Below are 13225 nucleotides of genomic sequence, written 5' to 3'. Positions count from 1 at the left end.
GAATAGGGATGTACGATGAGTGATCAGCCGTTAGTGACGGTTTATATGCCAACCAAAAACCGATTACATCTTTTAAAAAGAGCGATCGCTTCCGTCCAAGCTCAGACCTATCCCAACTGGGAATTAATTGTGGTCAATGATGCATCGACGGACGACACCGCTAGCTTCCTAGATGAGCTAACTGAAACGCACGCAAATATTCGCGTCATTCACAATGACGAAAGTGTTGGAGCTTGCGCAAGTCGCAATAAGGCGATCAAGGCTGCAAATGGAACCTTTGTCACTGGGCTTGATGATGACGATGAGTTCTTACCTACGAGGATTGAAAAAATGGTTGCGGCATATTCGGAAGAGTATGCGTTTGTCTCGACAGGACTGTTGTGGGTGACAAATAAAAAATCTAAGCCTATTTTGGCAACCGATATGATAATGACTCCTGATACTGAGCTCTATCTAAATAATGCGGGTAATCAGGTTTTGACCACCAAAGAGAAATTTTTAGCGGTTGGCGGTTTTGATGAAAGTTTCGTTTCGCTTCAGGATTACGAATGTTTTTATCGTTTAGTGTGTAAATTTGGAACAGCTAAGCGCATTAGCGAGCCTTTGATGAATGTTCATGTTTCACATGGTGAAACTCGCATCTCAAGCAACCCGAAATCAGTCAAGGGTTTTTATCAATTCATCGAGAAACATAGAGATGCATTCAAACCTTCACAAACCTATTCGATGAAAAGTAGGATTTTGGGTCGCCAGGGCAAAAAGCTCTCGCTTCGTTACGTCTATTATCGTGGATTAAGTACTTTACTTCGAATCATGAACCGTTAACTCGTGGTTTGAGCTGGTTTTTGTCGGTTTTTGACAGAATGGAAAGTCGATAAAGGGTAATGGCATAAATAACTGCTACAAGGTGGCTAGGCTGGCCGCTAACAAACGCATGGCCAGCCATAATACCGTGCCCTAGATAAATAAATAAAGCTAAGCAGAATGCAAAGTGGTCGACCGTTGGCCATTTAAAAAATAAAATTACCGTTAGTAAAATTAAGAAACAGTGAGTTGAGAATAAGAATGTTGCGTAAGGAACACCGTAATGCCCCACTGCATCTTGCCACTCTTGCTCGATTTCGCGGTAAACATCAAACGAGCCTTTGTTGTTATCTATAACGTAGTACTCTCGACCAACGCCTTCAAAAAAGGAAGCTCCATCTCCCTTTAAGTATATTTGCTGAGGATACGTGTCGTAATGGCGATTAGCTGACTCAACTAATCGAGCGCGAGGGTTTTCTCCTTCTAGTATCTCGGAGGCTCTTTCAAACTGAAATTTAAAAGAATCAAAGTTGTTGGTTACGTATACTGAGGCGACGGAAATACTCGATACTACCGAGATGATGATGCCAACTTTTAAGAACTTTTGTTTTTTTGATTTGGGTCTTAAGAACAACGCAATCACAAAAGTAAAGCTCGCAGTAATAAGCGCTCCGGCAGCCCATCCCGCTTTTGTTCCTAATAGCATTACACTAAGTATGCATGCTCCGACACTAATAAGATTCCGAAAATTGATTTTTTTATATAGATTTGCGAAAAGAACACATAAGCTCAACAAAGCCGCTAAGCCTACATCGTTACCGCCGATATAAAACGATTGAACCCCAAAAGCGTAATCGCCATAACTCTGATTGCCGATCCCTGTTACTAACGAAAAAATCATTGCAATGCTAAAGATCAATCCAAAGTGTGCGATCCCCTTTAAAAAGAGCTCGGTCTTATCACCAAACTTTTGCAATAAGCTTAAACAAATCAAAAGGACGCAGAAGGGGTATATTCGACGCATCATATGGTTTACGTCGCGTGTGAAAAGAATTTCACCATCTGGATACGTAGAAACCAGAAGCATCAAAGACCAAAAAAGCATAAAGCTTTTTATCACCCAAGGTATGGGGCCAGTCAATGTATAGGCTAAATAAAAGCCTATGAGTAATAACAGCGTGCGATACAACAAACTGATTCTTAAGAAGTCGAGACCTACATAAGATAGTACGCCATACATCGTGTCCAACCAGATGATTGGAAAAACAAGTGCGACTGACAGTAGCCAACCTAGCTGTGACTTAGAAAGTATAACGTTCATCGGTGACCTTTCGTGCTTGTCGTCGCTTTTTGATCAAGAGGTATGAGCTCAACCCCGTCAGTCCAACAATCATCCAAAAGAGCATGAATGTGACCATAACGAATATTCGTTTAGGGAAAACAGAACCAGTAGGTGCTTCAACTTCAGATGTGTAATTGATGAGCTTAAAATCGCTCGTTGTAAGTAAAGAAAGTCGAGTGTTCACAATGGTTAGTTGCAAACTGATAACTTCTTGAAAGCTGGGGTCAGTGGCTGACTCAAATAACTCTCCAAGCTTTTCTTTTTGAGAAGTTAATTCTGCAATCAACTGTTCAAGCATTACAGTATTTAGCTCTGAAACGATTAATTTCAGCTCTTCGACTAAACCAGCTCGATACAAGTTATGCCAGTGTATGATGTGCAGTTCGTCTAGTTGAAAACGGTAATAATCCAAATATTGTTTCACAAAATAGGTAAATTCTTCTTGGCTTTGAAAAAATTCGTCCACTTTTGGAGATTTTGCATATAAGGTTTTTGCGACCCGCTCGGCAAACTCCATGCTGCTAGCATAAAACGCAAAACGAACTTCTGGACGCCTTGTAAGAGCTTCGGAAGTTTTTGCGGTGTGCCCTCCTATTACCGAATCATCAACTTCTCTAAGTATACCTTGATGATAAGCCGCTGGGTTTAAGGTGAAAATGACGCTAGAGCGATATACTTTGGGTAACATATTCACATAGGTATATGCAGAGAGAGCTCCTAGGCCCACTAACGAGAGTGTTAAAAGCCAATGACGGAAAACCCACTTGAAATAATCAACTAACGTCAGATTAGTCATCGGTGTTGGCGTATCGATACGCGTGTAAAATATTCAGTGTGAGCATTAGAAAAACGCCAACAATTAATCCAACAATTAGCCAGACTAAACCTGAGAAACCAACAGGTTTTTGCGGAACAACTGCAGGATCAATGACTTCGTAAACATAATCCTTATTCGCCTCAATCAGCATCGCTCTTTTATACTGTTCTTGAAGAAGATAGAGTAACGATTGCTGAACTTCTGCTTGCTGAATTTCGCTCACTGTAGATGTTAGATAATCAATCTGCTTGGTTATTTTCTTTTTGTCGCTCGCGCGCATGTAGTCATTAATTTCTTCAACTAGTATTTCAACTAGGCGCTTTGCGAATACAGGGTCTACGTGAGTAACAGCTAATTTAACAACGCGAGTTGTACGATCGTTTTCAATTGAAACAATTTCGCGCAGAGGGGCGTAACCTTCCCATAACTCTGGGGGCTTGTTGCCCTTCCAGCTTTGGTTAGAAGCGTCATAAATGTCGTTGTCGAAAATCGGTTGTTGCTTCTCATCATTCCATCCTTCGACGGCTAACAAGTAAGGCATGAGACCGTATTTTTCGATGATCAAATAAGAAAAGGTACGAGACTGTAAAATCTGAATTGCGAGCTGCGTATTATTTAACCGCAATGCGCCGATATCAATGCCGGCCAGTCCAGCTAATCCAGATAAGCCGCCGGCAAGCTCAGCAAGTCCACCAGTGCGCTCTTCACTAGGAGCTAACACTGCAGATGCTTCATATTCAGTGGGTAAAACAGCCTTTATTCCCCAAAACGTTAGTCCAAGAAAAAGAGGTACCACGAGCCACCACAATCTCAGTGCTTTGGCGCTTTGGACAAACTGCTCACTAGAGAAAATAATGAGAGGCTTTTGACTCATTTTAGGTCCTTCTTTATTGATTTGGCCGTCGATTTTAGCGAATGCGTTGCTAATTTGCTATTCACTTAGAGCCTTTGAGTGTAAAAATTACCAAATGTCAGTTGCTGAAATTACTCAGTATCGTAAACTACACGCAAAATTTTTAACATTCTTTTGTGATTATGAAAATTGTAGTGGTTGGAGCGGGCTATGTGGGCCTGTCGAATGCTGTTTTATTGGCGCAACAGCACGATGTGGTGCTCGTGGATATTGACCGTGAGCGTGTTGAAGCGGTGAACCGTCGCCAAAGCCCAATCGTCGATAAAGAAATCGAAAGCTTTTTCGCTACCAAAAATCTTCATTTATCAGCGACCACGGATTTAGCGTCAGCAGTTAATGGTGCTGAATGGGTACTGATTGCCACGCCGACCAACTATGATACTGAAACCAATCGGTTTGACACGAGTAGTGTCGAAGCTGTGTTCGACGGTATTGTTGCCTGCGAAAGCGAGGCCACACTGGTGGTTCGTTCGACGATACCGGTCGGTTTTATTGAGCGTATGCGCCGCGATAAGGGGATCGATAACTTATTTTTTGCGCCGGAGTTTTTGCGCGAAGGCAAGGCGCTCTATGATAATTTGTATCCTTCTCGCATCATCGTTGGGGAGCAAGGAGTCGCCGCAGAGGCCTTTGCACAGCTCTTGAAGGACGGGGCTTTGCGCGAAGATGTGCCCGTGCAATTTACCGCTCCTACCGAAGCGGAAGCGATTAAGCTGTTTGCAAATACTTATCTAGCCATGCGTGTGGCATTCTTCAATGAGCTTGATACTTATGCTGCACACCATGGACTAAACTCGGAGCAAATAATTAACGGTGTGTGCCTCGACCCTCGCATAGGAGCGCACTATAATAATCCAAGCTTTGGTTATGGGGGGTATTGCCTACCTAAAGACACGAAGCAACTGCTGGCAAATTATGATAATGTCCCACAAGTCATGATCGGAGCTATCGTTGAAGCAAACCGCACGCGAAAGGACTTTATTGCCTCCGACGTTTTGAAGCTGAAGCCCAATGTGGTGGGTGTGTATAGACTTGTGATGAAGGCAGGGTCGGATAATTTTCGTTCATCTGCAATTCAAGGTGTGATGCGACGTTTGGACGCTGCAGGTGTAAAAATAGTGATTTATGAGCCGACCATCAAAGGGCCAACATTCCAAGGTTGGGATGTTGAAAATGATCTGACTGCATTTAAAGCGATGAGTGATGTCATTATTACTAATCGTCATGCGAAGGAGATGGTAGACGTGCAAGAAAAAGTCTACACGCGCGATGTTTTTGGCAGCGATTAGAAAAGGAAATCAAAGTTAATGAGCATCTTATTGGTGTTAACGATTGCCACGCTCCTGTCGAGTGTCTTGTGCAAAATTTTGATCCCGGTCGCTCAGCGAACTGAACTGCTTGATACGCCGTGTGAACGAAAGCAGCACACAGGGCGAATTCCGTTGGTGGGCGGTTTAGCCGTTTACGGGACGATGCTTATACTCTCCCTGGCTGTAGTGCCGGTGAACCCCGAATTCCGCTTGTTTTTAGTAGCTTCAAGTTTCATGGTGCTGATCGGCGCACTCGATGACCGTTACGATATTGATGCGGGTTTACGCTTTATTGCGCAGCTTTTAGCGGCAGCTGTTGTGGTGTTTGGCGCTGATGTGCAGATTGCGCAACTAGGTAACTTGTTAGGGTTTGGCGTTGTTGAACTTGGTGTGTTTGCCATGCCATTTACCTTGTTAGCGATGGTTGCGGCCATGAACGCTTACAACATGATTGATGGTATTGATGGTCTGTTAGGCGCATTGGCGATGGTTGCCTTCGCTGGCATCTTTATTTTAAGTTTATCAGCTGGGTTAGCTTTGCCTGCGATGGTGGCGACCATTTTATTTGGTGCGTTGATTCCGTATTTGGTCAGGAATGTGGGCGTAAAATCACGAAATATTCGCAAGATTTTTATGGGCGATGCGGGTTCGATGTTGATCGGCTTTACCATCGTTTGGATGCTGATCATGTTAACGCATCCGGCGCCTTATCAAGAGCTTTGGCTCCAACAAGGTCGCGAAGCCACAGCAATTCGTCCGGTTGCGGTGCTTTGGTTGATTGCGGTACCGTTGATGGACATGCTGGCGATTTTGGCGCGCCGCGTATTGAAAGGGCAGTCGCCTTTCCAGCCTGATCGCGAACATTTGCACCACATTTTTATGCGCGCGGGCTTTAGTTCACGGCAAGCATTAGGGGTGATTAGCGCACTAGCGACAGGCCTAATGTTCGTTGGCCTTGTACTGGAATGGTCAGCCGCGCCTGAGCCGCTTGTTCTTGGCGTTTTTGTCGGCATTTTTGTGCTCTACTTGTTGATGCTGAAGAACATCTGGCGCATTGTTTCATGGGTGCGCAGAAAACGCGAAATCGAACCGGCAGCAGATAATAAATAATTAAAAGGGGAATACCAGCGTGAAATCACGGTTGCAGCGCAAATTTGCAGGTGTCGTTAAGGCGTCACTGTTTGCTTTAAGTATGGTTTTAGTTGCAGTGCCTAGCGTCGCTGTTATGGCACAAAATATGGAGCTTTCCGCGGAGCAGATTGAAAAGATCAAACGGATGCCGCGCGCTCAGCAAGAAGCCATCGCCCGCCAATTTGGTCTGACTCTAAGTGAACTTGAAGCACAAGCGAAAGCATCACAGCCTCGCAGTAATGATTCGTCGTCAACAATGCAGCCACGCAACGCTGCAACGCAAACCGAAGAAGAACGACGTCCCCTTAATGAGTTAAGTCCAAGTGAATTAGAGAAGCGTTTAGCCGAAGATGACAGCGCCTTGCAACCCTACGGCTACGAGATTTTTAGTGGCGAACCGACCAGCTTTAATGCGCTCACGAATACCCCTGTACCTGCCGACTATATTCTAGGCCCAGGTGATGCGCTGCGTATTCAGCTTTACGGCAAGTCCAATTCAACCATCACTGCGACCATTGATAATGAAGGCATGATCACGCTTGATAGCTTGGGTCCGCTGAACCTAGCTGGCTTGAGCTACGACGAAGCCAAAGAGCTCATCCGTGCCACCGTGAAGGAGCGCATGATCGGTATGGAAGCCGCGGTGTCGATGAGCGAGCTGCGTAGCATCCAGATTTTCGTCGTAGGCGAGGCGTATAAACCAGGTGCCTACACGGTTAGTTCGTTGTCAACGGTCAGTCAAGCACTGTTCGCGTCGGGCGGGGTTAGCGAAATTGCGTCGTTGCGTGCGATTCAGGTGAAGCGTGGCGGCGATACGGTTGCGACATTCGACCTTTATAAGTTGCTCACCGAAGGGGATGCGCAAAACGATGTGCGTTTACAGTCTGGCGATGTGGTCTTTATTCCTACTCGCGGTGAAACGGTTAGCGTGGATGGCGAGGTGTTACGACCGGCGATTTACGAACTGAAAGACAATGATACGTTACGCGATGTTTTGGGTTTTGCTGGTGGTTTATTGCCGACAGCGTATAAACAGTCGGTACAGATTGAGCGTATTAGTAATGGTGTGCGTCGGATTGAAACCGTGGATTTAACGCGGCAGGGTATTACTTATGACTTGCGTGGTGGCGATAGCGTGGCCATTGCCGCGGTAGCTGAGGAACCAGTGGATAGCGTCATGCTAATTGGTGCAGCGGTACGTCCAGGCACTTATGAGTGGCGCGAAGGTATGCGCATCAAAGATCTGATTCCTAGCTATCAGTCTGCGTTGTTGCCGATTACGGATTTAACCTTTGGTTTATTGGTGCGTTCGAGCGAAGATCGCCGTCGTATCAAGGTTCATCAGTTCGATGTGGCGCGGGCGATCAATGGGGTTGAGAGTGAAAACCTTGCGCTGCAACCGCGTGACCAAGTAGTGGTTTTTAGCCGTTATGAATCGGTTGAAGCTGAGAAGAACCAACTAGCCAGTTGGCTGAAAACTGAATCCGAAAAAGCGCGCGAAGAGCGTCAACGTGTGGTTGAAGTCTACCGCAAGCAATATCTCGATCGTTTGATAGGCGAAGGGATTTATTCTCAGGAAATAGAAAGCACCGAGCCTCAGGCTTCGGCGCAGTTGGATCGTCAGTTGGGATCGTTGTTCTCCCTAGAGGGGCGCGGTGAAGAAGAGCATGACGAGGACTATTATTCGCAGTTTTCTCGATATCGCTTGTTGCAGCCGGTGCTCTACCAGCTGCGCAACCAATTTAGCGCTACTGGAACCCTACCGTTGGTTTACATCAACGGTGAAGTTCGCTTTCCAGGGATTTATCCGCTAACCGAAAACGCTGATGCGCAATCGTTGATTACCGCAGCTGGTGGACTTCGTGAGTCGGCGTATCTTGCGCGTGCGGAAATTACACGAACGCGCATTAATAGCGACGGTGAGGCAACTTCGGATTATGTACCGTTTAACGTGAAAGACGTGCTTGACGGTGCGGAAGAGATTGCGCTTCAAGGCCGCGATCGCGTGCAAATTCTGCCGATTCCGCAGTGGCAGAACACGCTGGAAGTTGCTCTTGAAGGTGAAGTTCGCTTCCCAGGTACTTATACCATTCGTCGTGGCGAAACACTGAGTAGCCTTATTGCACGAGCCGGTGGTTTCACTGATTTCGCGTTCTTGCGTGGTGCGGTATTCACCCGTGAGGATTTGCGTGAAGCTGAGCGTCGTCGTTTAGGCGAGCTGGCGCAACAACTGCGTCGGGATATTGCCTCGAACACCATTACTGATTCTGGCAATTCGGTCTCCTATGGCGAGATGAACCAGTTGTTAAGCGACTTGACCAATGTTGAAGCGGTTGGTCGGTTAATTATTGATTTGGATAAGCTGCTTGCCTCTAATGGTAATCAGATTCAGCTGAAAGATGGCGATCGCTTGTACGTACCGACGATGCAAAATACCGTGTCGATTATTGGTGAGGTGCAACTAGCGAGTTCTTACCAACACGAAGCTGGTATTTCGTTGGAACAATATATTCAGCGTGCCGGCGGCTTGCGTCAGAAAGCTGATGATGAGCGTATTTATGTGATCAAGGCGAACGGCAGCGTGGTGGTGCCAGAGCGCCGCTCATGGTTCAGTTCAGGTAACTTTGCGCAAATCGAGCCGGGCGACACCATCGTCGTGCCAATGGATACGCAATACATGAACAACATCGAGTTGTGGACCACCGCAACCCAGATCATGTATCAAGTCGGTGTAGCGCTCGCCGCTCTAAGCGGACTGTAGCCCCGTGGTCCACCACGGGGTATGCCGAACACCGCCGAAATGATTGTAGCCCGTGGTTCTACCACGGGGTATAGTTTGATACCGAGCCAGTGGCTGGTTTGACCCGCAGTAGAACTGCGGGCTACCACGGGGTATGCCGAACACCGCCGAAGAATTAAAAACAGGACACCATGCAAGTAACGACGGACTATTTAAACCTCGATTATACCTTCCAAGGCCTTGATGCTGACGCCATCGAGGCCTTTGCCGCTAAGCGCTTGCCGAAAAACTTCGGACACCTCCGCGAGCAACTGCTGCAAGGCGAATACGATAACCCGAGTGAAGGGCGCAAAGTCACCCATGTTCTTAACCGTAGTCGCCACTCGGTGGTTGCTGCAGCGGGCGGGCGCAATCGTTTTTCCGAAGTGGTTCGTCTGTTACGCAGCGGCAAATGGTTAGGCGCAACAGGTAAACCTATCACTGACGTCGTTAACATCGGTGTTGGTGGGTCGGACCTTGGCCCCATGATGGGCAGCTTCGCCCTCAAAGAATTTGCCGATGACAACGTTGAGCACCAGCTTGACGTGCATTTCGTTAGCTCGATGGATGGCGGTCAGCTCTACGCAGTGCTACCTATCGTCGATCCTGAAACCACACTGTTTATTATTGCGTCGAAAAGCTTTAGCACCATCGATACCTTAGCCAATGTCGACACGGTAAAGCGCTGGATTAAACCGCAGTTGGATGAAAAGCAGTGGCTGGCACAGCACGTCATCGGCGTCTCCAGCAACAATAAAGCGATGACCGATTTTGGTATTCCTGCGGCACAACAGCTTAGCTTCGCAGACTCTGTTGGTGGACGTTATTCGTTGTGGTCAGCGATTGGCTTGCCGATCGCTTTAAGTATTGGCGCCAATCAATTTGCCAAAATGCTCGAAGGCGCTCACGCGATGGACGAGCACTTCGGCAGCGCACCGTTACTTGAGAACATTCCGCTACTGATGGCGGTATTAGGTGTGTATAACCGTGAAGAACGCGGCTTGAACAACGTCGCAGTGCTGCCGTACGACGGCCGCCTAAGGTATTTGCCGAGTTACTTACAACAACTCGATATGGAAAGTAACGGCAAACAACAAGATCGCGACGGTAAGCGAATCGATTACCCAACCGGCCCCATTATTTGGGGTGGATTTGGACCAAACGGCCAGCACGCATTCTTCCAACACTTACATCAAGGTTACGATGATTTCGCGGCTGATTTTGTTGCTGTGCTGCACCGCAAAGCACCAGGTTTTAATCCAGATGTACAAGAAGGCTTGCGCCAACAACAAACGCTGTCGGTGGCAAACTGCTTGGCACACCGCCGCTTGATGTGGTTTGGTGACGGTGAGTCCTATCCGGGCCTGCACCCATCGAATTTGCTATTCGTCGATGAGTTAACCCCACAAAGTTTTGGTGCGCTGATTGCCGCCTACGAACATAAGGTGTTTGCGCAAGGGGTTATTTGGAACATCAATTCCTTTGATCAACCGGGTGTTGAACTTGGCAAAAAGGTAGCCAAAGAAGTCCTTGCAGTAATCAAGGGTACGAGTCACGAGAGCTTTGACGATAGTACCCAAAGTATGATTCAAAGACTGACTCGATGAGTTTTAAAAATACCTCCAGACTAGTGAAAAACGTCGGGTTTCTTTATACCCGGATGTTAATAACGATGGGGGTTTCTTTATATACCTCGCGGGTTGTACTTGACGTACTGGGTGTTGAAGATTTTGGTATTTACCATGTCGTAGCGGGCTTTGTGGCCATGCTGGGTTTTGTCTTAAGTGCCATGTCAACTTCGACCACGCGTTTTTTATCTCATGCGATGGGAAAGAAGAACCCAGAAGCGGTGAATTCAACCTTTTTGATGAGCTTGAATATACATGTTCTTATCGCTTTGGGAGTTCTCTTCGTTGCTGAAACCTTGGGTATCAGTTTCGTTGCTTCGGAGCTTACGATTCCCGATGAAAGGATGGATGCCGCATTATTTGTTTATCACTTTGCAGTTTTAAGCTTTCTCGTCACTATCGTGATGGTACCATTTAATGCACTGATCATCGCACACGAGCATATGCGAGTTTATGCTTGGGTAAGTATCCTGGACGCAAGTTTGAAGCTTGCTGCGGTCTTACTATTGGGTAAATTGGGGTTCGACGTACTGCAAAGCTATGGCGTACTAATGGCGTTGGTAGCTGCTCTGGTTGCTGCTGTTTATATTAGTTATTGCTTACGTAAGTTTTCGGCAGCGAAGTTGCGAATTCATTGGAACACCGCTTTGTTTAAAGAGTTGTTCTCCCATTCAAGTTGGACAATGTGGGGAACCCTCGCGGGTGTAGCTGCGAGTCAAGGTGTGAATATACTGCTGAATATCTTTTTCGGCCCTGCATTAAATGCTGCGCGAACAATTGCCGCTCAAGTTGGGCATGCGTTAAGCAGCTTCGTGATGAATTTACAACAAGCTATCAATCCTCAATTAATGAAGTCGTATTCCTCAGGAGACTTAGATTATACGACGGCACTTATGTTTAATGGGTCACGTTATAACTTTTTCTTGATAACACTTTTGGCGTTTCCTGTTTTGTTTAACACCCAAGCGATACTTGAAGTGTGGTTGGTAAACGTTCCCGAGTATGCGACCGTTTTCGTGCAATTATTGCTGGTAAATATCATCATCGATTCGACGTGTAAGCCATTAATGGCAGTATCGCAAGCAACTGGTCGCATAAGGCTTTACCAATTTATGGTAGCGGGGGTGCAGTTATTGAATTTGCCGATGGTTTACGTGGCTTTTTCATACGGATATCCGCCGCAGTCTGCTTTTTGGGTGCTTATCGGATTATCGATTGTGGCGATGTTTGTGCGTATTATTATGTTACGTCGCATCTTTGTTTATTCCATATCTTCCTACTTTTTAAAAGTATTATTCCCTTGTGTAATGTTAGGAAGTATTGGAGGGGCGGGAATGGTGTTTATCTTGTATGTGCTAGGTGAAAACCTACTAGTGAACTTGGTAACAATATTGTTGCTTTATAGTCTGTTCCTTATCCTCTTCGGTTTAACACGAGCAGAACGCAACTTTATTGTGGGCAAAAGCAAACTCGTCATGAGGCGTTTGTTACGGCACAATTAATCGGCAAAAGAGAAACCAGTGGCTTCCGAAATTAAAGACAGAGTCAGGATAACTGTAGTCATTCCTGCATTTAACGTTGAAGACTATATCGTAGCAGCGCTTGACTCATTGCACGAACAAGTTGTTTTGCCTGATGAGATAATTGTAATCGATGATGGAAGTTCAGATCGTACTCTCGAGCTGTTGAATAATTACACATTCAAGGTTCCGTCGCAGATCATTAGTAAGCAAAATGAAGGGCAGGGCATCGCCCGTAATATTGGGTTAGAGAAAGCATCAGGTGAGTATGTTTATTTTTTCGATGCTGATGATCTTCTAAAGCCAAATTTCATCAAAGATATGCAAGATTTTCTCCGTGAAAATGACTTTCCATCGATTCTCTTTTTTGCAGGTGAAAGTTTCTATGAGGGAGAGCGTCATGACAATGTCTTGACGCCAGATTACCGTCGAGGATTTGAGGGATATTTTCCGACTAGAGAAGCCTTTTTACAAGGACTCGAGCAGCGTGGCTCGATCTCATGTAGTCCTTGCTTATATATATCTAAGAAGCGTGTGTGGACGGATAATGAACTGAGGTTCAAAAGTTATTATCATGAGGATGAAGAAGTACTATTCCCGCTGATCTTCGCATGTACAACTTTTGTGGTTAGAGATACGATTTATTTTCGGCGACGCATACGGCCAAATTCAACAATGACAATTCGTCGTACCGATAGTCACATAGCTGGAATCAGGGCAACGATAAATACGCTTACCGAGCTGAAGCGTACGAAAGATTTTAGTAAGCTGGGTGCAAGACTCATTAACAAGCGTATACACTCCTTTTCGATTAGTTACGTTAACGCATCGATTCAGGTTGGTCGGAAAATAGACTGGCTTTTTCTTTGGCAAAAATTGTTTGAAATTAAATCGCCTAAATTCGGCATACAAGTGATCGCTCGCTTGTTATTTCCTAGCCGTTTTGGTTTACAGCATCGCAATAAATAATGAATTAGAAGG

At 46.0% G+C, this 13225-nt stretch carries 10 protein-coding genes; 7 read left to right on the top strand and 3 right to left on the bottom strand.

Going from position 1 to position 13225, the window contains the following annotated elements; genetic code table 11:
* Positions 1 to 15 precede the first annotated feature (15 nt).
* Positions 16 to 825: a glycosyltransferase gene (locus NV375_RS05950; protein WP_126771342.1), complete on the top strand. Its 810-nt coding sequence runs from the start codon at positions 16 to 18 to the stop codon at positions 823 to 825.
* Here NV375_RS05950 and NV375_RS05945 read toward each other — a convergent pair.
* The 3 genes from NV375_RS05945 to NV375_RS05935 are packed head-to-tail and all read right to left on the bottom strand — an operon-like array spanning position 812 to position 3837.
* On the bottom strand, positions 812 to 2125 hold the full coding sequence (locus NV375_RS05945; RefSeq protein WP_126771340.1) for an O-antigen ligase family protein: 1314 nt from the start codon (positions 2123 to 2125) through the stop codon (positions 812 to 814). The two genes, NV375_RS05950 and NV375_RS05945, sit on opposite strands and share 14 nt — an antisense overlap.
* Complete coding sequence (locus NV375_RS05940) at positions 2106 to 2942, bottom strand: hypothetical protein (protein ID WP_126771338.1); 837 nt, start codon at positions 2940 to 2942, stop codon at positions 2106 to 2108. The genes NV375_RS05945 and NV375_RS05940 overlap by 20 nt, the downstream gene beginning before the upstream one ends.
* Complete coding sequence (locus tag NV375_RS05935) at positions 2935 to 3837, bottom strand: hypothetical protein (protein ID WP_126771336.1); 903 nt, start codon at positions 3835 to 3837, stop codon at positions 2935 to 2937. The genes NV375_RS05940 and NV375_RS05935 overlap by 8 nt, the downstream gene beginning before the upstream one ends.
* A 161-nt stretch (positions 3838 to 3998) precedes the next feature.
* Between NV375_RS05935 and NV375_RS05930 the strand changes: the two genes are divergently transcribed.
* The 6 genes from NV375_RS05930 to NV375_RS05905 all read left to right on the top strand — a co-directional run bounded on the left by NV375_RS05930 (position 3999) and on the right by NV375_RS05905 (position 13213).
* Positions 3999 to 5165 (top strand): nucleotide sugar dehydrogenase, encoded by a 1167-nt coding sequence (locus tag NV375_RS05930; protein WP_126771334.1) that lies wholly within the window; start codon positions 3999 to 4001, stop codon positions 5163 to 5165.
* Between the two features lie 18 nt (positions 5166 to 5183).
* Entirely contained in the window at positions 5184 to 6296 is a 1113-nt protein-coding gene (gene wecA, locus NV375_RS05925; RefSeq protein ID WP_126771332.1) for a UDP-N-acetylglucosamine--undecaprenyl-phosphate N-acetylglucosaminephosphotransferase, read from the top strand.
* 19 nt (positions 6297 to 6315) lie between these two features.
* Positions 6316 to 9078, top strand: coding sequence for an SLBB domain-containing protein (locus NV375_RS05920; protein ID WP_258807312.1), 2763 nt, complete (start codon positions 6316 to 6318; stop codon positions 9076 to 9078).
* A gap of 170 nt (positions 9079 to 9248) precedes the next feature.
* Entirely contained in the window at positions 9249 to 10703 is a 1455-nt protein-coding gene (gene pgi / locus NV375_RS05915) for a glucose-6-phosphate isomerase (protein WP_258807311.1), read from the top strand.
* Positions 10700 to 12226 (top strand): lipopolysaccharide biosynthesis protein, encoded by a 1527-nt coding sequence (locus NV375_RS05910; protein WP_258807310.1) that lies wholly within the window; start codon positions 10700 to 10702, stop codon positions 12224 to 12226. The genes pgi and NV375_RS05910 overlap by 4 nt, the downstream gene beginning before the upstream one ends.
* A gap of 18 nt (positions 12227 to 12244) precedes the next feature.
* Entirely contained in the window at positions 12245 to 13213 is a 969-nt protein-coding gene (locus tag NV375_RS05905; protein WP_258807309.1) for a glycosyltransferase family 2 protein, read from the top strand.
* Positions 13214 to 13225 lie beyond the last annotated feature (12 nt).

The organism is Pseudidiomarina sp. CB1, from assembly GCF_024752025.1.
GTDB lineage: Bacteria > Pseudomonadota > Gammaproteobacteria > Enterobacterales > Alteromonadaceae > Pseudidiomarina.
The sequence above is the reverse complement of the archived record's forward strand: the minus strand, read 5'-3'. Positions and strand labels throughout refer to the sequence as shown.